Annotated in this window: 18 protein-coding genes; 12 read left to right on the forward strand and 6 right to left on the reverse strand. The window is 68.2% G+C overall.

Features of this window, described 5'->3' with window-relative positions; translation table 11 throughout:
• Nucleotides 1–60: 60 nt before the first annotated feature.
• On the forward strand, nt 61–873 hold the full coding sequence (locus FXO18_RS10370) for an HNH endonuclease family protein (RefSeq protein ID WP_235900601.1): 813 nt from the start codon (nt 61–63) through the stop codon (nt 871–873).
• A gap of 197 nt (nt 874–1,070) precedes the next feature.
• Here the strand turns inward: FXO18_RS10370 and FXO18_RS10375 are convergent, their stop codons facing one another.
• Nucleotides 1,071–1,490: a DoxX family protein gene (locus FXO18_RS10375; protein WP_149361038.1), complete on the reverse strand. Its 420-nt coding sequence runs from the start codon at nt 1,488–1,490 to the stop codon at nt 1,071–1,073.
• A gap of 296 nt (nt 1,491–1,786) precedes the next feature.
• On the opposite strand from FXO18_RS10375, the gene FXO18_RS10380 reads away from it, so the two are divergent.
• Nucleotides 1,787–2,104 carry a DoxX family protein gene (locus tag FXO18_RS10380; RefSeq protein WP_235900602.1) on the forward strand — a complete coding sequence of 106 codons (318 nt, stop codon included), beginning with the start codon at nt 1,787–1,789 and terminating at the stop codon, nt 2,102–2,104.
• Here FXO18_RS10380 and FXO18_RS10385 read toward each other — a convergent pair.
• Entirely contained in the window at nt 2,021–2,467 is a 447-nt protein-coding gene (locus FXO18_RS10385; protein WP_149361040.1) for a GntR family transcriptional regulator, read from the reverse strand. The two genes, FXO18_RS10380 and FXO18_RS10385, sit on opposite strands and share 84 nt — an antisense overlap.
• A 272-nt stretch (nt 2,468–2,739) precedes the next feature.
• On the opposite strand from FXO18_RS10385, the gene FXO18_RS10390 reads away from it, so the two are divergent.
• The 7 genes from FXO18_RS10390 to FXO18_RS10420 all read left to right on the forward strand — a co-directional run bounded on the left by FXO18_RS10390 (nt 2,740) and on the right by FXO18_RS10420 (nt 14,999).
• A complete protein-coding gene (locus FXO18_RS10390; protein WP_149361041.1) occupies nt 2,740–3,741 on the forward strand; it encodes an alpha/beta fold hydrolase in 1,002 nt (333 codons plus the stop codon).
• The gene (locus FXO18_RS10395; protein WP_187774305.1) at nt 3,738–4,496 is read left to right on the forward strand and encodes a tyrosine-protein phosphatase; all 759 of its coding nucleotides are present in this window, start codon (nt 3,738–3,740) and stop codon (nt 4,494–4,496) included. The genes FXO18_RS10390 and FXO18_RS10395 overlap by 4 nt, the downstream gene beginning before the upstream one ends.
• Nucleotides 4,497–4,629: 133 nt before the next feature.
• Entirely contained in the window at nt 4,630–6,558 is a 1,929-nt protein-coding gene (locus FXO18_RS10400; protein WP_187774333.1) for a BCCT family transporter, read from the forward strand.
• Nucleotides 6,559–6,783: 225 nt separating this feature from the next.
• The gene (locus FXO18_RS10405; protein WP_149361044.1) at nt 6,784–8,289 is read left to right on the forward strand and encodes a SulP family inorganic anion transporter; all 1,506 of its coding nucleotides are present in this window, start codon (nt 6,784–6,786) and stop codon (nt 8,287–8,289) included.
• Between the two features lie 246 nt (nt 8,290–8,535).
• Nucleotides 8,536–9,504, forward strand: a complete 969-nt coding sequence (locus tag FXO18_RS10410) for an NADP-dependent oxidoreductase (protein WP_149361045.1) — start codon at nt 8,536–8,538, stop codon at nt 9,502–9,504.
• Nucleotides 9,505–9,549: 45 nt separating this feature from the next.
• A complete protein-coding gene (locus tag FXO18_RS10415; RefSeq protein ID WP_149361046.1) occupies nt 9,550–14,193 on the forward strand; it encodes an ATP-dependent helicase in 4,644 nt (1,547 codons plus the stop codon).
• A 2-nt stretch (nt 14,194–14,195) separates the two neighbouring features.
• Nucleotides 14,196–14,999, forward strand: a complete 804-nt coding sequence (locus FXO18_RS10420) for a DNA-formamidopyrimidine glycosylase family protein (RefSeq protein WP_149361047.1) — start codon at nt 14,196–14,198, stop codon at nt 14,997–14,999.
• Nucleotides 15,000–15,061: 62 nt separating this feature from the next.
• Here FXO18_RS10420 and FXO18_RS10425 read toward each other — a convergent pair whose 3' ends face one another.
• Nucleotides 15,062–16,027: a ferritin-like domain-containing protein gene (locus FXO18_RS10425; RefSeq protein WP_149361048.1), complete on the reverse strand. Its 966-nt coding sequence runs from the start codon at nt 16,025–16,027 to the stop codon at nt 15,062–15,064.
• A 206-nt stretch (nt 16,028–16,233) separates the two neighbouring features.
• Here FXO18_RS10425 and FXO18_RS10430 point away from each other — a divergent pair, with 206 nt between their 5' ends.
• A complete protein-coding gene (locus FXO18_RS10430) occupies nt 16,234–16,890 on the forward strand; it encodes a TVP38/TMEM64 family protein (RefSeq protein WP_187774306.1) in 657 nt (218 codons plus the stop codon).
• Between the two features lie 165 nt (nt 16,891–17,055).
• Here the strand turns inward: FXO18_RS10430 and FXO18_RS10435 are convergent, their stop codons facing one another.
• Nucleotides 17,056–17,985 (reverse strand): cation diffusion facilitator family transporter, encoded by a 930-nt coding sequence (locus FXO18_RS10435; RefSeq protein WP_149361050.1) that lies wholly within the window; start codon nt 17,983–17,985, stop codon nt 17,056–17,058.
• 343 nt (nt 17,986–18,328) lie between these two features.
• Between FXO18_RS10435 and FXO18_RS10440 the strand changes: the two genes are divergently transcribed.
• Nucleotides 18,329–19,708 (forward strand): glyceraldehyde-3-phosphate dehydrogenase, encoded by a 1,380-nt coding sequence (locus tag FXO18_RS10440; RefSeq protein WP_235900603.1) that lies wholly within the window; start codon nt 18,329–18,331, stop codon nt 19,706–19,708.
• Between the two features lie 479 nt (nt 19,709–20,187).
• Here the strand turns inward: FXO18_RS10440 and FXO18_RS10445 are convergent, their stop codons facing one another.
• Both FXO18_RS10445 and FXO18_RS10450 read right to left on the reverse strand, forming a co-directional pair.
• Nucleotides 20,188–23,703, reverse strand: a complete 3,516-nt coding sequence (locus FXO18_RS10445; RefSeq protein WP_149361052.1) for a hypothetical protein — start codon at nt 23,701–23,703, stop codon at nt 20,188–20,190.
• 139 nt (nt 23,704–23,842) lie between these two features.
• Nucleotides 23,843–25,294 (reverse strand): sugar porter family MFS transporter, encoded by a 1,452-nt coding sequence (locus FXO18_RS10450; RefSeq protein WP_187774307.1) that lies wholly within the window; start codon nt 25,292–25,294, stop codon nt 23,843–23,845.
• A gap of 273 nt (nt 25,295–25,567) precedes the next feature.
• Here FXO18_RS10450 and FXO18_RS10455 point away from each other — a divergent pair, with 273 nt between their 5' ends.
• Nucleotides 25,568–26,908 carry an MBL fold metallo-hydrolase gene (locus FXO18_RS10455; RefSeq protein WP_149361053.1) on the forward strand — a complete coding sequence of 447 codons (1,341 nt, stop codon included), beginning with the start codon at nt 25,568–25,570 and terminating at the stop codon, nt 26,906–26,908.
• The last annotated feature ends 5 nt before the right edge of the window (nt 26,909–26,913 follow it).

Raw genomic sequence — 26,913 nt, forward strand, 5'->3', positions numbered from 1 at the left:
GGTAGACAAGGTGTCGACTATTGCCCGGATCGACTGGACGACATTGCAAAGGGTGGGTGGATGAAGCGCGCAGACCTCGCGTTCGCCGTGGACAGGAAGCTCCGTGGAGTGGTGAGCACCAAGGTGCGGATCGCGATCGTGCTGCTCGTGATCGTGGGCCTCGGCGTGATGGTGGTGGTGACGGGCTCGCAGGACGGCTCCGATGATGTCACCGCCTCGATCCCGGAGGGCTTCGACAGGTCGGATGTGACGTGGCATAGCCCTGGCACTCCCGCGACGGACGCGGAGGTCGCGCGGTGGGAGGCTGCCCGGGAGGCTTTGGATGATCTGCCCGTTCGCGGGCGCGCGCCTCAGACGGGCTATGACCGGGAGGAATTCGGCCCCGCCTGGACCGATGATGTGGACGTGGAGTACGGCGGCAATGGCTGCGATACGCGCAACGACATCCTCATCCGGGACTTCCTGGAGGTGACGTTCCGGCCTGGCGAGGAGGGCTGCGTCGTGGGCGAGGGAACGATCCTCGATCCGTTCACTCTGGAGACGATCGAGTTCGTGCGCGGGCCCGAGACCTCCGGCGAGGTTCAGGTCGATCACCTCGTGGCGTTGTCCGACGCGTGGCAGAAGGGCGCGCAGCAGTTGTCGGAGCGCGAGCGGCGCAACTTCGCCAATGACCCGCGGAACCTGCTGGCCGTGGCGGGCTGGGCGAACCAGCAGAAGAGCGACAGCGACGCCTCGGGCTGGTTGCCACCGAATCGTTCCTACCGGTGCACGTATGTATCGCAGCAGATCGAGGTGAAGACGATCTACGAGCTGTGGGTCACATCTTCCGAGCGGGACGCCATGCTCGCGGTGTTCGACACCTGCCTGGGCTAGCGCCTGGCGGGTTTGCTCGGGCGAGCGGGAATGCGTCGTGGCACCCTCCCGCAGGTGATTCTCTCGCTCGCACAAGCACCGGAAATCGCCAAACGCGATAGAAGCTGGCCCGGAATCTGGGCAGTTTCTATCGCGTTTGGGTCTGGACGGCAGGAATGGGCGCCGCCGGGAAAGGGGCAGCCGTAGAAACGTCGCCGTCAGGCAGGTGCGCGCAAGCCAGGGATGAAGTTGTCGATGCTGATCCGTCCGGCGCCGATGGCGGCGATCATGAGCGAGCCGACACCGAGGGCGAGGACGAGCTCGTATCCGCCCTCAGAAACGAAGACGCCGTTCTCGACGTGGACGAGGAAGAAGGCCCCGACCATGTTGGCGAAGAGCAGGAGCCCCACGACGGGGGTGAGCGCACCGATGATGAGCGCGATGCCACCGACGAGCTCGAGGTAGGTGACGATGTAGGCGGTGATCTCGGGCAGCGGTGCATTGATCGAGGTGAAGAATTGCTGCACGCCATCGATGGTTTGCTCGTTGAGCTTCTGCCATCCGTGCGCGGTGAAGACGATGCCGATTCCGATGCGGGCGATGAGTACGGCGATATCGCGGTGCCATCCGTGTGCCATGGTTTCCTCCTGGTGTCGTTCGTGCGCGGGACCAAGCGCGGGGCCAAGGTGTGCCGAGCGGACCTATGAGTGCACACTAGCGACAATCTAGTTGACCATGCAACTAAATCTGGGTGAATGGCTGGTTGCGGGCGCCACACCCATGTGCCATGCGCCAACGCGGGCCCGATCCGCTAGTCGTCCGCTGCTCCGCGCTATAACCTGGTCTACCAGCAAGGAAATCCAGGGGAGGCTGAATGGACCTAGTGTTATGGATTCCTTCCGCGATCCTTGCCGCAGCGTTTCTCCTCAGTGGCGTGACCAAGACATCCACGCCCTACGAGGCCTACCGGGCCAGGCCCCGCGCCGCCTGGGCCAGCGACTTCTCCCCCAAAGCTGTCCGCGCGATCGGCATCCTCGAGATCCTGGGCGCGCTCGGGCTCGTGCTGCCCCAGGCCACCGGCATCTACCCGTTGATAACGCCACTGGCCGCGGCCGGGCTCGCCGCGCTGCTCGCGCTCGCCGGCCTCGTGCTGCATCGCCGCGGCGAGCTAGGCCCCGCGCTCCCCTATGTCGGCACCTTGCTCGTCCTCGCGATCGTCGTGGCGATCGGCCGCCTCGCCGCCACCGCTTGAGCCGTCGGTGCCGCGCAGCGCGGCCTCCACGAGGGACCGGATCTCCGCCGCCCCATAGCCGAGACCAGTGAGCTGGGCAACGAATTCGGTGGCGGCGGACTCCGCGCGACCGCGCACGGGGTCGGCTCCGGGCGCCACGAACGTACCGAGCCTGCCGTGCGTCTCGATCAATCCCTTGGCCTCGAGCTCGCGGTAGGCGCGCGCCACCGTGTTCGGCGAGATGCGCAGCTCCCCAGCGAGCGCCCGCACGGTCGGTAGCTTGGTGCCCGCGATCAACGTGCCCTCGCGAACGGCATCGACGACGCCGCACACGATCTGCTCATACGGCGGCATGGCCGAACCGCCATCAATCGAGACCAGCATCCACACGTACCTCGCTCTCCCGGACCACGCGCCGGGCACACACCAGTATCACGCGCGTGCTCCCCATTAGTGGCGAGTCAGCGACAATTGCCCATTGGCCGATGCCACGATCGATCGCGCCACCCGCGCTGACCGAGCAGCACTCCGTCCTCGACCCGTTGCGGCACGGGCGCCCGGCGCGCGGCAGCGTCGAAGCTCGGTGCTAGCACCACCGCGATGGCCTGCGCTAGCCTGCGAGATGTTCACCGTCGGCTCGGAGCATTGAGGTTCACATGGCACACGCGGATGACACCGCAGATCCACGGCCCGATCAGACAGCTCGTAGCCAGTCCCGCGGGGTCGTCTCGGACCGGTGGGTCATCAGCACCGACGGCGTGCGCCTGGCCACTTACTCCTACGGCGATCCGGCCAAGCCCACCGTGCTGTGCGTGCATGGCTTCCCCGACGATCACCGCATGTGGGAACCCGTGATCGGGTATCTCGCCGAGCAATACCACGTCGTGGCGTTCGACATGCGCGGAGCGGGCAAATCGGACCGCCCTGGCGCGATCCGCGATTACACGATCTCCCAGCTCGCCGACGATATCGCCTCGGTGGCCCGTACGCTCGCGGTCAATGGCCGCGTGCACCTGCTCGCGCACAACTGGGGCGGCGCGGGCGCGTGGGACCTCGCCCTGCATCCCGTCGATGGCATCGAGCTGCTCTCGCTCACCACCATCGGCACCGCTTCCCCGGACTATTACTCGGCGTGGGTACGGGACCAGCTGCGCTTCGACTGGCAGCACCTGCGCGACCTGGTCCGGCTGTGGCCGACCAACACCTACATGACGGCGCTGCAAGTTCCGGTGCTGGCTCCCGCTCTGTTCCGGATGGGACTCGGCGATGCCGCGATGGGCCTGATCAAGTGGCGCTTCGAGAAGGGCGAGCGCCCGCGCGGCTACGGATCCGGCCTCGCTGCCCGCAACCGGGACGGCCTGCGCATCTACACCGCGAACATCTACAGCCAGTTGTTCGGGCGCAAGCCGGACCGTGTGACCGGCGAGCCCCGCAAGCCTGTTCCGTCGCTGGTGATCGTGCCGGAGAACGACAAGCTGTTCCCGCCCGTGGCGCAGTCCGGCGCGGCCGAGTGGGCACTGGACTGCCGCATCCGGTTCGTTGATGGCGGCCACTGGCTGCCGCTCTACCAGCCCGAGCTGGTCGCCAGCATGACGACGCGGTTCGTGGAGGAGATCGAGGACCGCTATCGCGGAGCTCCCGGGAGCAGCACCCCGTGACCATCCCGAACCTGCAGGACCTCGGCGCCCACGCCGCGTCGCTCGGCCTGCCTGGCCGTCCCGGGCTGGTGTTCCGGTCGGCCCAGCTCGGTGGTCACCACGGCAATGCGCTCGACGGGCTCGGCGTGCGCACGGTGGTGGACCTGCGCACCGCGAGCGAGCGCGCCTCCATGCCCACCTCGGCGCCAGGCAGTGTCACCATCACCGTCGCTGACGTGTTCGCGCGCATGCAGCGCTCGACGGCGGCCCGTTTCGCCCAGGCCCTGCATGATCCCGAGCATGCCGCGGAGTTCCTGGCCAGCGGCAGCGCCGAGAACGAGGTGGCCTCCGCGTACCGGTTGTTCATCACCGACGAGGGCGCGCGCGATGCCTTCCGCGAGACGCTTCTCGCCGTCGCGCGATCGCAGGCCCCCGTGCTATTCCATTGCACCGCGGGCAAGGATCGCACGGGGTGGGCGGCAACGCTGCTGCTGGCCATCGCCGGGCTCGACCGTGACCAGTTGCTCGAGCACTACCTCTCGGTGATCCCCGCCACCGATGCGCTCTTCGCGCCGATCTACGACGCCGCGGGCCGCCACGGCATCGCCCGTGAGCTGCTGTACCCGGTGCTCAGGGTGCAGCCCTCGTTCCTCGAGACCGCCTGGGCGACGCTCGATGAGACGTATGGGGACCTGTCGACCTATTTCTCGCATGGTCTGGGCCTCCTGCCTGCGGATATCGAGGTGATCCGGGGCAAGCTGCTCGAGCCGCGCTAGCCGGCCGAGAAATGTGACAGGCTTAAGGTGACCAACAGAGGAATGTGATTCCCGAGGAGGAACCGTGTCAGCTGACAGATCCCCGGCTGGTACCGGCTCGCCGGGCACCAGCTCATCGCCGCCCGGGGGCAGCATTGGCGCCGCCTGGGCGTCGCTGCTCAAGCCAGTCTTCATACCAGCGTCCATCATCATCATCGGCCTCGTGACGTTCGCTGCCGTCTTCGGCAGTACCGCCAGCGATGCCTTCGACACCCTGAACACATGGATCTCCGACGGCGTGGGCTGGTGGTACATCCTTGTTGCCACCGGATTCGTCGTATTCTCCCTGTACTGCGCCTTGTCCAAGATCGGCGAGATCCGGCTCGGCCGCGACGACGAGGAGCCCGAGTTCGGCCTGCTCTCCTGGTTCGCGATGCTGTTCAGCGCCGGCATGGGCATCGGGTTGCTGTTCTACAGCGTCGCCGAGCCGCTCATGCACTACGTCGCGCCGCCCGAGGCAGGGCGCATCGCTGGATCCACCGATGCCGCCGCGAACCAGGCCCTGCAGATCACCATGTTCCACTGGGGACTGCACGCCTGGTCGATCTACGTCGTGGTGGGCCTCGGGCTGGCCTACATGACCTTCCGCAAGGGACGGCCCCTGTCGGTCCGGTGGCTGCTCGAGCCGATGCTGGGGCGCAAGCGGGTCGAGGGCTTCATCGGTCACGCCATCGATGCGGTAGCGATCGTCGGCACGCTGTTCGGTGTCGCCACGTCACTGGGCTTCGGCGTGCAGCAGATCATGGCCGGGCTCGAGTTCCTCGGCTGGATCGAGGCATCCAACTGGTGGGTCGTGGGCCTGATCACCCTGATCACCTTGATCGCCACGGTCTCGGTGGTCACTGGCGTCCACAAGGGCCTGAAGTGGCTGTCGAACATCAACATGACGCTCGCGGCGCTGCTCGCGCTGTTCGTGCTGCTGGCCGGGCCCACATTGTTCCTGCTGCAATCGTGGGTGCAGAACATCGGCGGCTACGTCCAGGCGCTGCCCGAGCTGATGCTGCGCACCGCGCCCTTCGCCGACGACGGCTGGGCCGCGGGCTGGACCATCTTCTACTGGGGCTGGTGGATCAGCTGGGCACCCTTCGTGGGCATGTTCGTCGCGCGCATCTCGCGCGGCCGCACTATTCGCGAGTTCATCGCGGGCGTGCTGATCGCCCCGACGCTCATCAGCTCGCTGTGGTTCACGATCTTCGGTGATTCCGCGATCCTGCGGCAGCGGGAGGTCGGTGACCTGGCCGACGGCACCGAAGTGGTGGTGGATACCGCGCTGTTCGCCTATCTCGGGACGCTGCCGCTGGGCATCATCACCAGCATCCTCGCGATCGCGGTGGTCGTGTTCTTCTTCGTCACCTCGTCGGACTCCGGCTCGCTGGTGATCGATATCCTCTCCAACGGAGGAGATGTGGAGACCAGCAGGATCACCCGCGTGTACTGGGCGTTCCTCGAGGGCATCGCGGCAGCGGTGCTGCTGATCATCGGTGGCAGCGGTTTCCTCGTGGCCCTGCAGACGGCATCGATCGCCACGGCCGTGCCCTTCTCGATCGTGCTGGTGCTCGCGTGCTTCTCGCTGCTCAAGGCATTCCACTACGACGTGGCCCGCACCCCGCGCTACGTCCGGGTGGTTCCCGTGGGCGAGCCCGCCGGCGACGGTGCGTCCGGCATCGAGCTGCCCCAGGCCGTGCCAGCGCCCGTTCCCAAGCAGGAGCAGCACAAGCGCTGGCGCGGCGCGCGGGGCATCTCCTCGACGTTCGCGGGCCTCGAGTCCTGGACGCCCACTGCCAAGACCCCCGAGCATCCCGGGCTCCTGGTCTCGGTGCATTCGGTGTCGAGCAGCGATCTCGTCACGGATCCCCGGACCGGCAACCTCGAGGTGTCCTCCGAGGCGGCATCGGAGGATCCGCTCGGCGGCGAGGTGTTCGACACCCCTGAGTTCGAGGCCTCCCACGAGGGGTCGAAGCTCGCGCAGAACGGCGGGAACGGCGAGGACAGCGAAGAAGGCGGCCCCGCTGCCGACCGCTGATTCGTAGCCTGCAACGAAGGGTGACGTGGCGTTAGCCACGTCACCCTTTGCGTTCAATGGGGTGCTTTCCGATAGTCCGTGCCGGTATCGTTACATTCCTCACCGAATCCTAAGAAAAAGACGCCGGGCTCACGCATGCCTGATTCATGGACAGCCCGATTCACGGACGGAGGCAGTGTGACAGATCACACTCCTAGCTCTTCCACCACCTACGCGCCCCCGCTCATGGCGACCCCCAGGCCGGACACTTCGGTCATGGGGGCATTGCGCTCTCCGCAGCGGCTCAAGACGGAGATCCTCGCTGGTCTCGTCGTCGCGCTCGCCCTGATCCCCGAGGCGATCGCCTTCTCGATCATTCTTGGCGTGGACCCCCAGGTAGGCCTGTTCGCCTCCTTCACCATGGCCGTGGTGATCGCCTTCACGGGTGGCCGGCCCGCCATGATCACCGCAGCCACGGGAGCGATCGCGCTGGTGCTCGCCCCCGTTGTCCGGGACTATGGGCTCGACTACCTGCTAGCCACAGTAATTCTTGGTGGCCTGATCCAGATCGCGCTCAGCCTGTTCGGCGTCGCCCGGCTCATGCGCTTCATCCCGCGCAGCGTCATGATCGGCTTCGTCAACGCTCTCGCGATCCTCATCTTCATGTCGCAGATCCCCCACCTCGTCGGCGTTCCCGCGCTGGTGTACCCCATGGTGGTCGTCGGCCTTCTCATCATGTTCCTGCTGCCCCGGATCACCACGGTCGTGCCAGCCCCGCTCGTCGCGATCGTCATCCTCACAGCCATCGCGGTGTTCTTCGCGTGGAACGTGCCGGATGTGGGCGACGAGGGCGAGCTGCCCTCGACCATCCCGCTCTTCTTCATCCCCGACGTGCCGTTCACCTTCGAGACGTTGCAGATCATCGCCCCGTACGCGCTCGCCATGGCGCTCGTCGGCCTCATCGAGTCACTGCTGACCGCTAAGATCGTTGATGACATCACCGATACCCACTCGAACAAGACCCGCGAGGGCTGGGGCCAGGGCAGCGCGAACTTCGTCACCGGCTTCTTCGGCGGCATGGGTGGCTGCGCGATGATCGGCCAGACCATCATCAACGTGAAGGTCTCCGGCGCCCGCACCCGCATCTCCACGCTCCTGTCCGGAGTCTTCCTGCTGGCGCTGATCCTGGGCCTCGGCGAGCTCGTCGGCATGATCCCCATGGCCGCTCTCGTCGCCGTGATGATCATGGTTTCCTACAGCACCATGGACTGGCACTCGATCTCCCCGTCCACGCTGATGCGGATGCCCCGTGCCGAGACACTGGTCATGGTCGTGACCGTCGTGGTCACGGTGTTCACCCACAACCTCGCCTACGGCGTGATAGCCGGGATCGTCACCGCCATGGTGATGTTCGCCCGCCGCGTCGCGCACTTCGTCACCGTGGAGAAGGTCACCGAGACCGACACCACCAAGGACGGCCACATCGACACCCGCGTCTACCGCGTCTCCGGCGAGCTGTTCTTCGCCTCCAGCAATGACCTGGTGTATCAGTTCGACTACTCGGGCGACCCGGAGAACGTGGTCATCGACCTGAGCGACTCGCACATCTGGGACGCCTCCACCGTTGCCGCGCTCGACGCGATCACCACCAAGTACCACCATCGGGGCAAGAAGGTCCGGATCATCGGGCTCAACGAAGCCTCGCAGGAGCGCCACGACAAGCTCAGTGGGCAGCTCGGCGCCGGGCACTGACCCGCGCACCATGAACGAAGCACGGCCGAGGGATCGTTCCTTCGGCCGTGCTTCATGCTGGGAGGAGATGCGATGACCGATCGCCCGTGACCCACAACACTGCCGCGACGCGCGCTGGCCAACCTCACGCAAGCCCAGGCATTCTTGAGTGATTCCAGTAACGATCGCCGCGTGGTTCGGCTATTCGCATGTGTATATGTGACACACTTCGGGTCACTGCCACAGCAAAGAGCGAGGCGAGAACACATGAAAGCGATCTACTTCGACCACTACGGCGGACCCGAGGTACTCCGCTACGGGGATGTCCCCGACCCCCGGCCGCGCGCCCACGAGGTGCTTGTCGACGTCCACGCCGCAGCGGTGAACCCGCGCGATTGGTTGCTCCGCGAGGGCCGCTACTTCGCGCGCCACCTCGTCCGTGGCCGGCCCATCATCCCCGGCAGCGACATCTCCGGCGTCGTGCATTCCACCGGCGAGGACGTCACCCGCTTCAAGCCAGGCGATGCCGTCGTCGGCATGCAATCCGCCCTCGGCAGCATGGGCGGCTACGCCGAGCGCATCGCCATCCACGAGGACCACCTCGCGCCCAAGCCATCCTCGGTAAGCCATATCGGTGCTGCCGCGATCCCCACCGCAGGGCTCACCGCCTGGCAGGCGCTCCACGACCTCGGCGGTGTCGGCAAGGGCGATCGCGTCGCCATCATCGGCGCCACTGGAGGAGTCGGGCACTACGCCATCCAGCTCGCCCGCGAGGCCCGCGCGCATGTCACCGCGATCTGCGGACCCGCGAACACCGAGTTCGCCCAGGACCTCGGCGCGCACCGCGTCATTGACTACCGCAGCACCGACTACCGCTCCACCGTCACCGATTGCGCCATCGTCCTCGACGCCTTCGGCCACGAGAGCCTCGCCACCTGCGCGCCCATGCTCGCCCCGGGCGGGACCTACATCACGACCGTCCCCACCATCCGCAACGCCGCGGACTGGGCACGCACCACGGTCGCTCGACGCATTAGCAACGAGCACGTGCAACACAGCACGACCGTGCTGGTCAAGCCCCGGAGCGAGCAGCTCGCCGCCATCCTCGACCTCATGGAGGAAGGAACCATCCGTTCCTCCATCGAGTATCTCTACCCCCTCGCCGACGCCGCGGAGGCGCACAAGCGATCCCGCGGCCTCCACACCCGCGGCAAGATCGTCCTGCAGGTGCGCTAGCCCGCGGCCGGCCTACTTGTCAGTGCCCCGGGGCATGATGGTGGGGTGACGGCGATCGATCGGTTCTCGGAGGCGACGCGGGAGTGGTTCGCATCCTCCTTCGGCGCGCCCACCGCCGCGCAGGATGGCGCCTGGGATGCCATCAGCGCGGGCGATCACACGCTCGTGGTGGCACCAACGGGGTCGGGCAAGACCCTGGCGGCGTTCCTGTGGTCGCTGGACCGGCTAGCTTCCGCCCCGGCCGAGGCGCCGGGCGTGCGGGTGCTCTACATCTCGCCCTTGAAGGCACTGGCGGTGGATGTCGAGCGCAACCTGCGCGCCCCCCTCGCTGGGATCGCCCACACGGCCCGCCACCTGGGCCTGCCGGTTCCCGAAGTGCGGGCCGGGGTGCGCACTGGCGATACGCCACGGCGCGAGCGCGCTGCCATGCTGCGTCACCCCCCGGACATCCTCATCACCACTCCCGAGTCGCTGTTCCTGATGCTGACCTCGCAGGCGCGGGAGATCCTGCGCACCGTCGATACCGTCATCATCGATGAGATTCACTCGATCGCGGGCTCCAAGCGCGGAGCGCACCTCGCGCTATCCCTTGAGCGCCTCGACTCGCTGGGCTCCGGCGACCCTCATTCCTCCCCGGCCCAGCGAATCGGTCTATCCGCGACCGTGCGACCTCACGACGAGGTAGCGCGCTATCTCGCCGGGGCACGCCCCGTCACCGTGGTCGCGCCCCCCACACCCAAGCGATTCGACCTCACCGTCGCCGTGCCCGTGGAGGACATGGCCAACATCCCCGCCGTCCCCGGGGATACCGATACCGACGCGCGCAACCTGTCCGCGAGCTCGCTGTGGCCGCACGTCGAGGAACAGATCACCGACCTCGTGCTCGAGCACCGCTCCACCATCGTCTTCGCCAACTCCCGGCGCCTCGCCGAGCGCCTCACCGCGCGACTGAACGAGATATATAGCGAGCGCAATGGCTACGAGCTGCCCGGATCGCCGCCACGCTCCCCCGCCGAATACATCGCGCAGGGCGGCACCGCCATCGAGGCACCCCTGGTGCTGGCCCGCTCGCACCACGGATCGGTCAGCAAGGAGCAGCGCGCGATCATCGAGGACGACCTGAAATCCGGCCGCCTGCGCTGCGTGGTCGCCACGAGCAGCCTCGAGCTCGGGATCGACATGGGCGCGGTGGACCTCGTGCTGCAGGTCGAAGCGCCCCCTTCGGTGGCGAGCGGCCTCCAGCGCGTCGGCCGGGCCGGGCACCAGGTCGGCGAGATCTCCCGCGGAGTCCTGTTTCCCAAGCATCGCGCGGACCTGCTGCATTGCGCCATCACTGTCGAGCGGATGCGCTCGGGCCAGATCGAGGCGCTGCGCGTGCCATCCAATCCGCTCGATGTGCTCGCGCAGCAGACCGTGGCGGCCTGCGCCCTAGACGAGCTGCACGTCGAGGAGTGGTACGCCACCGTGCGCCGGGCCGGGCCCTACACCGCCCTGCCCCGCAGCCTGTTCGACGCCATCCTCGACCTGCTCGCCGGCAAGTACCCGTCCGACCAGTTCGCGGAGCTGCGGCCCCGCATCATCTGGGACCGCGACACCGGCACCCTCACCGGACGGCCAGGAGCCCAGCGCCTTGCCGTCACCTCCGGAGGCACCATCCCCGACCGGGGCAGCTTCGCCGTCATGATGGTCGGCGAGAAGAACACCCGCGTCGGCGAGCTCGATGAGGAAATGGTGTACGAGTCGCGCGTCGGCGATGTGTTCGCGCTCGGCGCCACGAGCTGGCGCATCGAGGACATCACCCACGACCGTGTCCTCGTCAGCCCCGCCCCCGGCCAGTTCGGCCGCCTGCCCTTCTGGATCGGCGACAGCATCGGGCGTCCCGCCGAGCTCGGCGAGGCCCTTGGCGCGTTCCTCCACGAGATCGCCGAGGATCCGCAGCAAGCCCGCGAGCGCCTCCATGCCGCTGGCCTCGATACCAACGCCACCAGCAACGCGATCGCCTTCATCACCGAGCAGCTCGACGCCACCGGCATCGTGCCATCGGGCAATACCCTGCTTCTCGAGCGGTTCCGGGACGAGCTCGGCGACTGGCGGCTCATCCTCCACAGCCCGTATGGCCTGCCCGTGCACGCCCCCTGGGCACTCGCCATCAACGCCCGCATCCAGGAGCTCCACGGCATCGACGGAGCCACCGTCACCACCGACGACGCCATCATCGTCCGGCTCCCCGACACCGGCAACGAGCCGCCCGGAGCCGATCTCTTCCTCCTCGACCCTGCCGAGATCGAGGACATCGTCACCCGCGAGACCACCACCTCGGCGCTGTTCGCCGCCCGGTTCCGCGAATGCGCCGCCCGCGCGCTGCTGCTGCCCCGCCGCGATCCCGGCAAGCGCTCCCCGCTGTGGATGCAGCGGCAACGCTCCGCCCAGCTCCTCGATATCGCCCGCGAGCACCCCGACTTCCCCATCGTGCTCGAAGCGCTCCGCGAATGCCTCCAGGACGTCTACGATCTGCCCGGGCTGGTGCGCATCCTCACCAGCATCGAGCGGCGCGGCATCCGCGTCGTCGAGGCCGACACGACCACGCCGTCGCCGTTCGCCGTCTCCGCCCTGTTCGGCTACACCGGCGCCTTCATCTACGAGGGCGACGCCCCGCTCGCCGAGCGCAAGGCCGCCGCGCTCTCCCTCGACACCACCCTCCTCGCCGAGCTGCTCGGGCGGCTCGAGATGCGCGACCTCCTCGATCCCGGCATCATCCGCGCGCACGAGGACGCCTTGCAGCGGCTCACCCGCAAGGCCGACAGCGCCGAGCAGCTCGCGGACCTCATCCGCTTCCTCGGGCCCCTCACCACCGCCGAGGTCATCGCGCGGTGCAGCGCCGATCCCACCGGCTGGCTCGGCGAGCTCGCCGACGCGCGGCGCATCATCGATGCCTCGTTCTCCGGGGAGCGCTGGTGGATCGTCGTCGAGGACGCGGGCCGCATCCGTGACGCGTACGGAGCACCTTTGCCCCAAGGCATCCCCGCCACGTTCCTCGAGCCCGCCCCCACCGCGCTCGAGGACCTCGTTGCCCGCTACGCCCGCACCCACGGACCCTTCACCGCCAGCGACATCACCGACCGATACCGCGTGCCCGCGAGCATCATCACCACCGTGCTGCGCGGCCTCGCCGCCCAGAAACGCGTCACCGAGGGCGAGTTCCGGCCCGCTAGCAGCGACGACACGCTCCGGCACGATCACCGCGGCACCACCGAATGGTGCGACCTCGGTGTCCTCACCGTGCTGCGGCGCCGATCCCTCGCGCTCGTGCGCGATGCCATCCAGCCCGTCAGCACCCAGGCCCTCGCTCGCTTCCTGCCCGCCTGGCACCACATAGGCCGCCGCGCCCTGCGCGGACCCGACGGAGTGCTCACCGCCATCGAGCAGTTCGCGGGACTCCCACTGCCCGCATCCGCCCTCGAGACCCACATCCTGCCCAGCCGCGTCCGCGACTACAGCCCCGCCCACCTCGACGAGCTCACCAGCGCCGGCGAGGTGCTCTGGTCGGGCGCTGGGACCATCTCGGCCCGCGACGGCTGGATAGCCCTGCACCTCGCTGATACCGCGCACCTCACCCTGCCCCCGCCCGGCGAGCCCGAGCTCAGTGGCAGCGCCCAGCAGCTGCATGCCATCCTCGCCCGTGGCGGTGGCTATTTCTTCCGCCAGCTCGCCGAGCAGCTCACCACCCCCGCGCCCGCATTTCCTGCTCCCACCACCGACGAGGCCCTCATCGCCGCTCTCTGGGAACTTGTCTGGGCGGGCGCAGCCACCAACGACACCCTCGCCCCGGTGCGCGCGCTGCTCGCCAGCGGCCGCGGCGGAAGCGCCCACCGGGCTCCCGCCACGGCCCGCGCCCGCACCCACCGCGCGGGACGACCACCCCGCCTGCCGCGCGGCTCGCTCAGCAGGGCCTCCCTCACCACCCGCAGCAGCCCACCCACTGTCGCTGGCCGCTGGTCGCTGGTCCCCGACGCCGAGACCGACCACACGCTGCGCAGCCACGGCCTCGCCGAGCAACTGCTCGAGCGCTACGGCGTCGTCACCCGCCCCGTCCTCGGCGCCGAGCGCACCCCCGCCGGAGCACCCGGGTTCGGCGACCTCTACAAGGTGCTCGCCAGCCTCGAGGATCGCGGGCTGTGCCGGCGCGGCTACTTCGTCGACGGACTCGGCGCCACCCAGTTCGCGACCACCGCCGTCGTCGACGAGCTGCGCTCCCACGAGCACCGCGACGAGCCCGATGCCGCCGGACCGGATTCCCCGCCCACGGAACGCACCGCCATAGCTCTCGCCGCCATCGACCCCGCCAACGCCTACGGCGCCGCCCTGCCCTGGCCCGATCCCCCCGTGCCCGGGCATCGCGCGGGCCGCAAGGCCGGAGCACTCGTCGTCCTCGTCAATGGCGACCTCGCCCTCTACCTCGAGCGCGGCGGCAAGACCATGCTCGCCTTCACCGACGACACCGCCGATCTCGATGCGGCCGCGCGGGCCCTCGCCTCCTCCGCGCCCGCCACCCTGCATATCGAGTCCATCAACGGCGAGCCCGCCACCACAGCGGCACTCAGCAACGATCCCGCCATTGCCCGGGCCGGGCAAGCACTCTCCGAGAACGGTTTCGCCGCCGTGCCGCGCGGCTACCGGCTGAGGCGCTGACGATGCCCGAGGGCGACACGGTCTACCGCGCCGCGACCCTGCTGCGAGGCGCCCTCGAAGGCCACCCGCTCGAGCGCAGCCAGTTCCGGGTGCCCCAGTACGCCAACCTCGACGTCTCCGGCCTCACCGTGGACCGCATCTGGCCGCACGGCAAGCACCTGTTCATGGCCATCGGGCCGCATGCCATCCATACCCACCTCAAGATGGAAGGCGAATGGCGTGTCTACCCGCGCGGACAACGCTGGACCAAGCCCGGCTGGCAGGCCCGCCTCGTGCTCGCCACCGCCACCCACGAGGCAGTCGGCTTCCAGCTCGGCTACGTCCGCGTCACCAGTCTCGCCGAGGCCGATGCCGCGACCGCGCACCTCGGCCCCGACCTCCTCCGGCCAGACTGGGACCCCGTCGAAGCGGTGCGCCGGATCAGCGCGCAGCCCGACCGCCCGATCGGTGTTGCCCTGCTTGACCAGGAGAACCTCGCCGGAATCGGCAACATCTACCGCAACGAACTGTGCTTCCTCCGCGGAATCGACCCCGCCACCCCAGTCAGCGAAGTCACCGACCTCCTCGCGCTCGTGGACCTTGCCCGCAGGCTCCTGCATGCCAACAAGGATCGCGCCAATCGCTGCACCACCGGCAACCTGCGCCCCGGCCAGCAGCTCTGGGTGTATGGGCGCGAGCGCAAGCCCTGCCGGCGCTGCCGCACGCCCATCGAGCAACGCATCCTCGGGCCCGAGGGCTACCTGCCCGCCCGGCGCCCCACCGTCGATGAGCGGCTGGTGTTCCGCTGCCCGCACTGCCAGCGGTAGCGGCATGGTCCTCGGAGGGGCTGGCGCGAGCACCGTGCCCGCGCCAGCCCCCGTGAGCGTTGCTACAGGCTGAAGCGCAGAGCGCCATTCGCCCCGTTCGGGAAGAATCCGCCCCGGTCAGTGGCACCTGGGTTGAGGTAGACGATGTTGAGAACCTGGAAGGGAGTCCGGCTGAACGCGATGGCATTGCCATCCGTCGGGACCAGGTTCGCCGCGCCGTTCATCGTGATGCCCTGATCCTTATCGTCCGGTCCATCGAGGCTGTCGCGGGCGTCGGAGATCGCATTGGCGGGGGCCTGCAGGCCCTTGGCGAACAAGCTCGTCCGCACGATTCCGGCATGGTAGGCCTCGACGGCGAGGATGCCGGCCGCAGCGTCGAGGAACTCCTTGCTCTGCACCAGCGGGGCCGCGCCCTTGTAGGCGGTGACACCCACATCCTCGAAGACGTATGCACCGAGCAGGAAGTTGTCCTCGTTGGCGAAGACATCGAACGTCTCGCCCTCGCCGATCAGTCCCGCCGCTTGTGCTGCCGCGTTGAAGCTGCCTTGCAGGTCGATCGCGGGGCGGCCCACAGCAGTGTTGCCCAGTGCCTTCCGCAGGAACTCGACGTGCTTCAGTTCATCGTGGGCGATCTCCTGCGCGTACTGGCGGATCGCGGGAGTCGCGAAGTTGACCTGTCGACCGCCCTGCACCGGCCCGCGCCCACCGATGCCGTCGGTCAACGCGTCCGGGAGATTGTTCCCGGAGACCGCGAGCGCATAGAACTCGGCCTCCAGGTACTCGAGGTTGAGGGCGAAGTTGAGGATCGCCCCATCTGTCAGAGGCCCAGCGGGCCCCGGGATGAGGTTCCCCACTCCTGGCGGGATATCCGGGCTATTGATGCTCTGCGCAAGCGCTGCGCCCGCGCCCGCCGCTACCACTCCCGCGCTGGCGCCCGCGACGCCGAGCGCACGCAGGAAGCTGCGCCGCTCGAACCGGTCTGCGGTGCTCCGGCCGACAGCCTGCTTGATGAACTCCTGATCAAACATCGAGATCCTTTTGTTCGGTCGAGAACTGGACGAGGACAACCGGATTGCCACGCACCGGCTGCAGTAGTGATACGCACCACACCTGCGCGCGGATTGGCGCAAACATGATCTTCAGCAAGAAACTGATCCGCGGTAGCAAAGGACACAGTGTGATCCGTGATGCATTCGTTCTGGGCCGAACCCCACGGGCATGGCACGATAGACAGGTGACCACGACCGATGCATCCCGCACCTCGCGCCCGATCGCACGGCCACTTGCCCTCGTCGGGCTGCTCGTCGCGGCCATCGCAGCGGTCACCATCCTCGACGTCCCCGGCCCCACCGAGCTCCGGGCCGCAGTAGAGTCCACAGGCCTCTGGGGCATCGCCATCTTCATGGCCCTCTTCATCGGTCTCGCCCTCACCCCGGTGCCGTCGAGCGCCATGGCCATCGCCGCAGGCCTGCTCTACGGCCTCACCATCGGCATCGCCGTCACTCTTGTCTCCGCCACCGCCGCCGGGATCATCGCCTACTTCGTCGGCCGCTCCCTCGGGGCGGACGCCCTCGTCCACTACGGCGGGTCCCCCGCGTCCCGGGCCGTCCGCTTCCTCCAGCAACGAGGCTTCTCCACCGTGCTCGCCGTGCAGGTCGTGCCCGTCACCCCGTTCTGGCTGGTCAACTATGCCGCTGGGGTCAGCAATGTGCCCGTCGGCAGCTACGTGCTCGGCACCGCCATCGGCATCCTGCCCGGCATGATCGGGTTCGTCGCCATCGGAGCATTCGGCACGTCCGCCATCTCCTGGCAGTTCGTGGTGGCCCTCGCCTTCGTCTTCGGCATCTCCGTCGCCAGCGCCGTGCTCGTGCAGCGCCGCACCGGCTTCTGAGCACCAGCACCGGACGGTGCGGCAGCAAACGCCGCAGCAGCAGCAAACGCGATAGAAACGGCCGAGAACTCGGCTCCGCTTCTATCGCGTTTGACGATTTCCGGTGCTTTTGGCGGCCCGTTGTACCCGGCCCCGCGGCACCCTGCCCCGCACCCGGCGCCCGCGCTACTCCCCCGCAGGTATCCCGGCGCGCTTGAGGTCGGGCTCGAGATAGATCATGCGGGCGGCGGGGATGGCGTCCCGCACGCGCGCCTCAGCCGCGTCGATGGCCGCGGCGAGCTGCTGGATGCTGGTGCCCGGGGCGATGTTGAGCTTGGCGGCGATGAGCAGTTCGTCGGGACCGATGTACTGGGTCCGGCAGTGGATGACACCACGGATGGTGACGTGATCGGGCAGCTCGGCGAACACGCGGTCGAGCTGGGCGTCGGTGGCGCCCTCGCCGATGAGCAGGCTCTTCATCTCGATGATGAGGATGACGGCGATGATGCCGAGCAGCACACCGATGCTGAGGGTGCCGATGCCATCCCAGATGGGGTCATCGGTGATGACGGTCAGCCCGACGCCGAGCAGCGCGAGGATGAGGCCGACGAGCGCGCCGAGGTCCTCGAGGAGCACGACGGGCAGCTCGGGCTGGCGGGAGTTGCGGATGAATCCCCACCAGGACGAGGAGCCCTTGAGCGGCCGGGATTCCTTGATGGCGGTGGCGAAGCTGTAGGTCTCGAGACCGATGGCGACCAGCAGGATCACCACGGCCACCATGGGCGAGGTCAGGCCCTCGGGGTGCTGGATCTTGTGGATGCCCTCGTAGATGGCGAACATCGAGCCGAGGGTGAACAGCACGAGCGCGACGACGAAAGAGTAGAAGTAGCGGCTGCGGCCGTAGCCGAATGGGTGCAGGCGCGTCGCCTCGCGCTGCGCTCGCCGGTGGCCGAGGAGGAGCAAGCCCTGGTTGGAGGTGTCGGCCACGGAGTGCACGGCCTCGGCGAGCATCGAGGATGAGCCGGTGATGATGAAGCCGACGAACTTGGCGACCGCGATGCCCGCGTTGGCGAACAGTGCCGCGAGGATTGCTTTCTTGCCACCATGCGCTGCCATGACCGCCCCTGGACCTGTCGTGGGAATCTGAGGTTTCGAGGTGACGCTACCGCACGGTGGGCCGGACAGGGCCGGCACGGCATGACCACCGGGATCGTCCGGTGAGTTCTGTCCCGTTTTCCGCCCAGTAGCCTTCGCGATGGGCGATGTGGCGTAGAGTCCGGGGGGAAATATCACCTTGGAGCCGCGCATTGACGTTGCAGGTCACGCTCGGGGCAGGTCTCGCTCGGGCGAGTGTTGTCCTGCGGGGCCAGTGCGCGTGTCATGTCGAGCATTGAAGGAGCCGGTGTTGGCTGGGGACGCGTTCGCAGAGTGGAAGCGCCGTGAGGAACTCGCTGAAGCGATGATCCCGATCATCGGGCAGTTGTATCGCCAGCATGATGTGTCGATCCTCGTGCATAGCCGTTCGCTGGTGAACAAGTCTGCCGTTGGGATTCTCAAGGCGCACCGGTTCGTGCGGCAGATCGAGGAGACCGAGCTTGCCATCGAGGATTCGTACCCGATCCTCAGGACTGTCTCGGAGATGAACCTCGCGCCGTCGCGGATCGACATCGGGCATCTCGCGATGGCGTTCAAGAAGGATGATCGCGGCCTGTCGGTCGAGGAGTTCACCCGGGACGCCGTGAAGGACGCGATCGCCGCCGATGGCGCCGGGCATCCCCCGGCTCGTGACGTGGTGCTTTATGGCTTCGGGCGGATCGGTCGCCTGCTTGCCCGCCTGCTGATCGAGAAGACCGGCTCGGGCAACGGCTTGCGCCTGCGCGCCGTGGTGGTGCGCAAGGGCGGGGAGAATGATCTCGCCAAGCGCGCGTCGCTGCTCCGCCGCGATTCGGTGCATGGATTGTTCAACGGCACGATCCATGTCGATGAGGAGAACGAGACGATCATTGCCAACGGCAATGAGATCAAGATCATCTACAGTGGCGATCCCACCTCGATCGACTACACCGAGTACGGCATCAATGACGCGGTGCTCATCGACAACACCGGCAAGTGGCGCGACTCGGAGGGCCTGTCGCAGCACCTGCGGCCCGGCATCTCGAAGGTCGTGCTCACCGCGCCCGGCAAGGGCGATGTGAAGAACATCGTGCACGGCGTCAACCACGACACCCTCGGCGAGAACGACACGATCCTCTCCTGCGCGAGCTGCACCACCAACGCGATCGTGCCGCCGCTCAAGGCGCTCAACGACAAGTTCGGCGTCGAGTACTGCCACGTCGAGACGGTGCACTCGTTCACCAACGATCAGAACTTGCTCGACAACTACCACAAGGGCAACCGGCGTGGTCGCTCCGCGCCGCTGAACATGGTGCTCACCGAGACCGGTGCCGCCTCCGCCGTCGCGAAGGCACTGCCCGAGCTGACCGGCCTGGTCACCGGCTCGTCGATCCGCGTTCCCACCCCGGACGTGTCGATGGCGATGCTCAACGTCACGCTCAAGGAAGGCACCACCCGCGACGAGCTGGTGAACCACTTGCGCAATGTGTCGCTGAGCTCGACCATGCAGCGGCAGATCGACTTCATCGCCTCCACCGAGACGGTGTCCACCGACTTCGTGGGTTCCCGCGCGGCGTGCGTCGTCGATGCGGAGGCCACCATCGTGCAGGGCAACCACGCGGTGGTGTACCTGTGGTACGACAACGAGTTCGGCTACTCCTGCCAGGTGATCCGGGTCGTCCAGCACATCACGGGCGTGCTGTACCCGAAGTACCCGCAGGCCTGACGCTGCGGTAGGCGCTGCACGGGTAGCTTCCCGGCGGTAGCGAATGAGCACGAGCGAGGGCCCCGGCCTGGATCACTGATCCGGACCGGGGCCTTGCGCATGGGCCGGTCCACCCGGATCGTGAAGATCCAGCCACATCAGGTGTGGCTGGATCTTCACGATCGAAGCTAGGGCGCGGCCCCGAGAGGGGCTGCCCGAAGCGCGATGGGCGAGGACCCCGTGGACGCCCACTCGTCTAGTGCCCTGCTGCCACCATCTAGCACCTAGTTGCCACCCCTAGCGCATAGCTGCCACGTCTAGCGCCTAGTTGCCACGGTTGTATCCGTGGCAGGCCCGCACAAGGGTGGCAGCAGGCACCCAGGGGTGGCAGCAGGCCCGCACAAGGGTGGCAACAACCAAGATCTACGAGACAGCTAATGGCGCACTACCGGCGCTGCACGCATTCACCGGGCACGCCCGAGATTCCTAGCGCCACACGATCAGGCGGAAGCGGCTTCCCAGTCGGCCCCGGCCTCGAGCCGCGCGTGCGCGATGAGCGCCTCGGCGAAGACGAGGTCGATGCGGACGAGCTGCGGGCAGATGCGCGCGAGGTCGGCCCATGCCCTGGTGATCTGCTCGTCGAACATGCCCGGCTTGAGCGCGCCATGCGCTTCGAGGCGGGCGAGCAGCGCCATGATCAGCGACACCATCGGCAGCATCAGCCACGGATGGGATTGCGTGTCAGCGGCGCCGAGCGCATCGGAGCGGATGGAGATCTGGTCGTAGAACTGCTTGCCGACCTTGCGGATGGCGCGGATGAACTTCTTCGATCGCACGATCAGCTCGGTGTGGGTGCCGGTGGAGACCCATTGCTCGCGCATCGCGAAGGTCTCGGCGATGGCGGAGACGCGGGTGTCGACGTCGAGCACGGCGCCGGGAATGATGCGGGCAACGTCGAAGATCTTGTCGACCTGCTCGGGCGGCATGTGGTGGAGCATGACGGTGGTGTGGTCGAACAGGGCCTTGGCGAGCTCCGTGTCGGTGCCTGAGTCGAGGACACGGATAAGCGCATCGCCGCCATGCTCGGCGAGCTCCTCGCGGGCCTGCACCCACGCTTCGCTGCCACGGCGGGCGTTGAGCAGGTCATCGAGGGTGGCGAGGCAGGTCGCCCAGGGATTGGCACCGATGGTTGCTGCCGGGGCTTCGATGCTGCCTGGCTCGCTGGCGGCTGTCTCGTCGTTGCTCCCAGGCTGGAGCGGCGGGGCGGTGAAGCGCCCGCGCACGACTCCGGTCTCGATGATCAGGGCTGGCTGCTCGGCGACGGGGACGGTGCTGTGGGTGAGCGCGACGAGCGCCTGGCGTGGTTGCTCGGCGAGAAGCGTGCGCAAGCCACCGCTAGCCTCGGCGTGGGTGTCGTCCTTCGCCGAGGTGAGCGCCTGCAGCGCCGCCCATGCCTGCGGTCCCGGCTCCATCCCGGTGGGCAGACCCGCATCACCGGCGATGAAGCGCGAGAGCGCCTCGAGGGCGGGGTCGGTGGAACGATGCCAGCCTGCCTGCTCGATGCGTGTGGCGCCCGCCGGTGGCGTAGCTGGCGGCAGGACGGGATTGTGGTGGTCCTGCACGAGGACGCGGACGCGCAGCGGGCCCGCTGCCTGGAACTCGTCGGGCAGCACGACAGTGTCGTCGCGCACGGGCAAGGTGGCGGGCGCGTGCCAGGGCGCAGTCTCGAGCCAGGCTTGCACCGTGATTCCCGTGACGTCGGCGAGGTCATCGAGGACGAGGGTGTTGCCGTCGAGCCGGATGCCGGTGTAGAGCTCCGCGGGCCGCACGGTGGCGAGGAGCACGTCGTGGGGTGCCTCGTCCTCGGCCTGGACGACGGCGACGATGCGGGCGGAGCGGAGCCTGCCCATGCCTTCGCGGAGGGTGCGCAGCCCCACTTCGAAGGCGTCGGCATGCTCGTTGTAGCTCGGCGGCTCTTGCATGCGGGTCTTGCCGGTGCGGTCGCGCAGCTCGACCCAGGTGTTGATGTCGGTGCTCGCGGGCACGCGGTAGGCGAGGGTGTCGTCGCTGTCGAGGTCGGCGGGAGTGATGACGTGCGGCACGGATGACCACAGGCCCGGCTCGCCCGGGCTGCCGAGGCGCATCTCGGCGCGCGGCGGGCTGATGACCACGGCGATGCCGGGTCCTTCAGGGCTTCTGAGAACGGCGATGCTGTCCGCGTCGTCGCCGGCGACGGTGATCGTGCTGGGATCGACCTCCAGCGGCGGGTCGGCCTGCAGGGTGATGGTGGCGTTGCTGAGCCCGTCCTTGGTGGGGACGCGGTAGTCGGGCTCGGCGGTAGCCGCGAATCCCTCAGCGAGGTGGACGATCTTGCGGACGTCGGTGCCCAGGGGTCCGCGGATGACGATCTCGTACGTGCCGAGCAGCCCTTCGGGGGCATCCTCGAACGGATCGCAGGTGAGTTCCTCGTCCTCGACGGTCCAGGCGTAGTTGGCGACCCAGGTGACAGCACCGAGTCTGCGGGCACCGACGAGCCACGCGGTGGTGCTGCCCACGGCGTCGGCGGGCAGCCAGGCGGCGGGGCGCTCGTTGTAGAGGGGCGAGCCATTGGCTGCGGTGGCGCCGCGGACCGGTTCGGCGAGCAGCACTTCCGGCAGGTAGCCGCGCCGCACCGCGCGGGGGGTGCCGACCAGGGCGTCGTCCTTCAGCAGGTGCAGCGCGGCGATGCTGGTGGTGTCGACGGCGAGGAGCGTCCAGTCGTGCCAGCCGACCGGGTTGCCGCGGTCCTCGTCCGCCTCGATGTGATCGCGAGTGGCGGCGTCCACGAGGTAGTGCCCGCGGGGCACGAGGGCATGGACGGTGCCCAGCGGGATGGGCTGGCGCGGTGGCAGCAGCTTGCCGCCGTCGCTGAAGAGGACCAGTGGGTCTTTCGGGTCAACGAGCGGGAAGACGAACCTGCGCGGGATGGAGGGATGCTCGACGGTGATGTGGCGAGCAGGCTCGTGGACCGCGTAGTTGGCGTGCGGAGCGCTTGTGTGCTGGCCGTCGCTGCTGGCGAGCGGCTCGGGGGTGAGCACATCTGTGATGTCGCCGTCGGCGGAGACCTGCCAGCGCTCCTCGGGGCTGGCTGGCGGCGAGGGAACGAGCAGCTGCACGCTGCCATCGCTGGTATCGAGGCGCAGGCGAGGTGGCTCGATGTGGCCGTCGCTGTCGAACAGCCCGTCCGCCGCAGCGGTGGCGAGGTCGCATTCGGCGAGGACGGCAACGAGCTCGCCGAACAGTGCCTTGGGCAGCTTGCTGCTCGCCTCGATGCTGTCCTGGTGCGGCTGCCAGGTGGTGGGGTTGCCGAGCGCGATGGCGACGACGTCGATGATGCGGTCAACGAGGTCGATGGCGTACTGGCCGCCCTCGGTGACGAAGGTGCGCACGGGGATGTCGACGCGGGCGAGCCGGTGGGGCTTGCGGGGGTCGGTCAGCCAGTGGGCGAAGGCGGCGCCATTGGGCTCGCCACCGCGGGCGAGGTGGTCGATCATGACATCGACGAGGCCTCGAAGGCACGGCAGGGGAATCCCGGCCTGCATGCCAATGAGCTGCACGTACCGGCTGCGCAGGCGGGGGAACTCGGCGAGCCCGAAGCGGCGGATCAGCTTCGGCACGGCTTGCCGCAACTCGGTCTCGGCCTTGGCCTCGCGGGGCAGGCCGAGGTGGGTCCAGTAGCGGTCCCAGAAGTCGCTGGTGCGGCTCTCGCCGCTCGCGTGCATGACGAGCAGCAGCAGGGTCAGCGCGGGGTACTTGCGGACCAGCGCGGCACCAGCGGCGAGGCTTGGTCCCGCCGTGCGCGCGGAGTACTGGGCGTAGGCGGCATTGATTGCTTCAACGGCCTCGATGCCGGGGTGCGCCTCGATGACAAGGGTGGCGCGCTCGAGGACGCGGGTGGTCTCGTACTCGCGGTCGCTGAGCCAGTTGCCGATCGTTGCTGCCTCGCGGCCCGATAGCGAGCTGCCCCCCTGCGTCACGTTCCCACCCTTCTCCCGCCCCCGCCGGATCTTGGATCCGTGGCACGGGTCCTTGCACCGCTTCGGCCGCGTTGATGCTGCCGACCCACGATAGTAGTGCGATCAGGCGGCGAGCGACACCAGGCCTCCGCTGGCTGGGCTAGCGTACTCGTATGTCGTCGGTCATGTCCTCGAGCTCGCGGCCCTTGGTCTCGGGCACCTGGGTGTAGACGAAAACGAAGCTGAGCAGTGCGAAGAATGCGTAGAACCCGTATGCGAAGGTCAAGCCGATCTCGCTGAACGCGGGGAACGAGGTGGAGATGGCGAAGTTGGCGAGCCATTGCGCCGCCGCCGCGACGGCTAGCGCGCCCGCCCGGATGAAGTTGGGGAAGATCTCGCCGAGCAGCACCCACACCACCGGTCCCCAGCTCACTCCGAAGAACACCACGAACGCGTTCGCCGCGATGAGCGCGGTGGTCGCCCAGCCGCCCTGCAGGTCTGCGCTGACGGTGCCATCGGCAGCGGTGACCAAGGTGGCCTGGGAGAACGCGATCGACATCAGGCCTAGCGAGAGGAACATGCCCGCTGATCCGACGAGCAGCAGCGGGCGGCGCCCGATCCGGTCGACCAGCGCGATCGCGATGAGCGTCACCACGATATTGGTGATGGAGGTGATGACGGTGATGGTGAGCGCATCGGACTCCTCGAAGCCCACCGAGCGCCACAACGTCGTCGAGTAGTAGAAGATGACATTGATGCCGACGAACTGCTGGAACACCGACAGCAGGATGCCCACCCACACCACTGGCTTCAGCCCGAGCCGCGAGCCGCGCAGGTCGCGCAGCGAGACGCGGTGATCGGCGCGCAGCGAATCCTTGATCGCCTGGATGCGGTCTCCCACATCGATGATGCCGGTGTAGACCCGCAGCACCTTGGTCGCTTCGTCGATCTTGCCGCGCGCCACGAGGTAGCGGGGCGATTCGGGGAGCCGCAGCGCCGCGAGGCCGTAGACGATGGCGGGGATCGCCTCGGCCAGGAACATCCAGCGCCAGGCCTCGAGCCCGAGCCACAGTTCCTCCAGGGAGCCGCCCGCGGAGTTGGCGAGGAACGCATCAGAGAGCAGGGCGGCGAAGATGCCGGTCACGATGGCGAGCTGCTGCAGGGAGGCCAGGCGGCCACGGATGCGGGCGGGCGAGACCTCCGCGATGTAGGCGGGCGCGATGACCGAGGCGGCACCCACGCCGAGCCCGCCGATGACGCGCCAGGCGATGAGATCGCCGACTCCGAAGGCCAGTCCGGAGCCGAAGGACGAGGCGAGGAACAACCCGGCCGCGATGAGCATGACGGGCACGCGGCCGAGGCGGTTGGCGATGGGCCCGGCGAACCAGGCACCGGCGGCGCAGCCGAGCAGGGCGGAGGAGACCGCGAAGCCCTTGAGCGCCGGACCGAGCGCGAACGTCTCGGTCATCGCGTCCACAGCACCATTGATGACGGCGGTGTCGAAGCCGAAGAGGAACCCGCCGAGGGCCGCGGCGACGCAGATGCCGATAATCCGGATGTTCATCCGGTTGAAGGTCTCCGGCCCGCCCGGAGTGCTCCCCGAAGTGCTCATCGCCAGCTCTCTTCCCTCGACGAGTGCGCGCGCTGGATCCGAGCGTACCGCTGCTGGCCTGGCCGGTGGCCGGATTCCTGGCACCCCTGAAGGGTTCCGGCAGGATTTTCGGGCAAATGCCACCGCAGGTACCACGGGCATGCATGCCCCCGCCGATGCCATACCCCTAGGCGTATGCTGGGAGCGTGGGGAGACCCGGCAGGACGAAGCCCATGTCCTCGCCCGGCCACTGCCCCGGCAAGCAGCACCAGCGGAGCCAGCAGGAGCAGCACCATGACCATCACCACGATCGAGACCTCCAGCCTCGGGGATCGCTCCTACCTGATCGATGACGGCGCCGTCGCCGCCGTCATCGATCCCCAGCGCGACATCGACCGCGCCCTCGCCGCCGCCGGGGAGCGCGGCGTGACCATCACCCACGTGCTCGAGACCCATATTCACAACGACTACGTCACCGGCGGGCTCGAGCTATCCCGCGTCACCGGCGCCGAGTACGTCGTCTCCGCCCTCGACACCGTCGGCTACCCTCACCGGCCCGTGCACGACGGCGACATCATCGAGACCGGACACCTGCGCTTCCGCGCCATGCACACCCCCGGCCACACCCACCACCACCTCTCCTACGTCCTCCTCGACGCGACTGGAAGCCCCACCGCCGTCTTCACCGGCGGGTCCATGCTGTATGGCTCGACCGGGCGCACCGACCTGCTCGGCGCCCAGCACACCACCGAGCTCACCCACGCCCAGTACCACTCCGTCCGCAAGCTCGCCGACGAGCTTCCCGCCGACACCGAGGTCTATCCCACCCACGGCTTCGGCAGCTTCTGCTCCGCCACCCCCACCAGCGGCGATTCGTCCACCATCGGCGAGCAGCGCGCCGTCAACCCGGCCCTCACCCAGGACGAGCAGGCCTACGTCGACGAACTGATCTCCGGGCTCGCCGACTACCCCGCCTACTACGCGCACATGGGCGTCATCAATACCGAAGGCCCGTCCCCCATCGACCTGCGCATGCCCGAGCGGGTGGATCCCGCCACGCTGCGCCGACGCATCGATGCCGGCGAATGGGTCGTGGATCTGCGGCAGCGCCGCGCCTTCGCCGCCGGTCACCTCGCCGGGAGCATGGGCTTCGAGCTCTCCACGAGCTTCGTCACCTACCTCGGCTGGCTCTACCGGTGGGGCGCGCCGATCACCCTGCTCGGCACCAGCACCCGCGACATCATGGATGCCCGCCGCGACCTCGCCCGCATCGGCGTCGATAACGTCACCGGCTCCGCCACCGGGCCCATCGAGCAGCTCGCCACCAGCGGCCAGCCCTTGCGCGACTATCGCGTCGCCACCTTCGCCGACATGGCTGATGCCCGTGCCCAGCGGCCGATCACCATCCTCGACACTCGTCGCGCCGACGAGCACGCCAGCGGCGCCATCCGGGGCGCGATCAACGTCCCCCTCCACGAGTTGCTCGCCCGCCGCGAGGAAGTGCCCAGCGGCGAGGTGTGGGTGCACTGCCAGTCCGGCTACCGATCCTCCGTCGCCGCATCGCTGCTCGACGAGCCCGGGCGCGAGATCGTGCTCATCGACGACGACTTCGGCAACGCCCGCCTCGACGGGTAGGGGCA

It is taken from the genome of Lolliginicoccus suaedae (genome assembly GCF_008312885.1).
GTDB classification, from domain to species: Bacteria; Actinomycetota; Actinomycetes; order Mycobacteriales; family Mycobacteriaceae; genus Lolliginicoccus; species Lolliginicoccus suaedae.

What these genes read in the sequence shown, in the direction of transcription:
- FXO18_RS10425 (WP_149361048.1), bottom strand. Translation starts at nt 16,027, where the DNA reads ATGTTTGATCAGGAGTTCATCAAGCAGGCTGTCGGCCGGAGCACCGCA.
- FXO18_RS10440 (WP_235900603.1), top strand. Translation starts at nt 18,329, where the DNA reads ATGATCCCGATCATCGGGCAGTTGTATCGCCAGCATGATGTGTCGATC.
- FXO18_RS10420 (WP_149361047.1), top strand. Translation starts at nt 14,196, where the DNA reads ATGCCCGAGGGCGACACGGTCTACCGCGCCGCGACCCTGCTGCGAGGC.
- FXO18_RS10385 (WP_149361040.1), bottom strand. Translation starts at nt 2,467, where the DNA reads ATGCTGGTCTCGATTGATGGCGGTTCGGCCATGCCGCCGTATGAGCAG.
- FXO18_RS10405 (WP_149361044.1), top strand. Translation starts at nt 6,784, where the DNA reads ATGGCGACCCCCAGGCCGGACACTTCGGTCATGGGGGCATTGCGCTCT.
- FXO18_RS10370 (WP_235900601.1), top strand. Translation starts at nt 61, where the DNA reads ATGAAGCGCGCAGACCTCGCGTTCGCCGTGGACAGGAAGCTCCGTGGA.
- FXO18_RS10410 (WP_149361045.1), top strand. Translation starts at nt 8,536, where the DNA reads ATGAAAGCGATCTACTTCGACCACTACGGCGGACCCGAGGTACTCCGC.
- FXO18_RS10390 (WP_149361041.1), top strand. Translation starts at nt 2,740, where the DNA reads ATGGCACACGCGGATGACACCGCAGATCCACGGCCCGATCAGACAGCT.
- FXO18_RS10375 (WP_149361038.1), bottom strand. Translation starts at nt 1,490, where the DNA reads ATGGCACACGGATGGCACCGCGATATCGCCGTACTCATCGCCCGCATC.
- FXO18_RS10455 (WP_149361053.1), top strand. Translation starts at nt 25,568, where the DNA reads ATGACCATCACCACGATCGAGACCTCCAGCCTCGGGGATCGCTCCTAC.
- FXO18_RS10450 (WP_187774307.1), bottom strand. Translation starts at nt 25,294, where the DNA reads ATGAGCACTTCGGGGAGCACTCCGGGCGGGCCGGAGACCTTCAACCGG.
- FXO18_RS10435 (WP_149361050.1), bottom strand. Translation starts at nt 17,985, where the DNA reads ATGGCAGCGCATGGTGGCAAGAAAGCAATCCTCGCGGCACTGTTCGCC.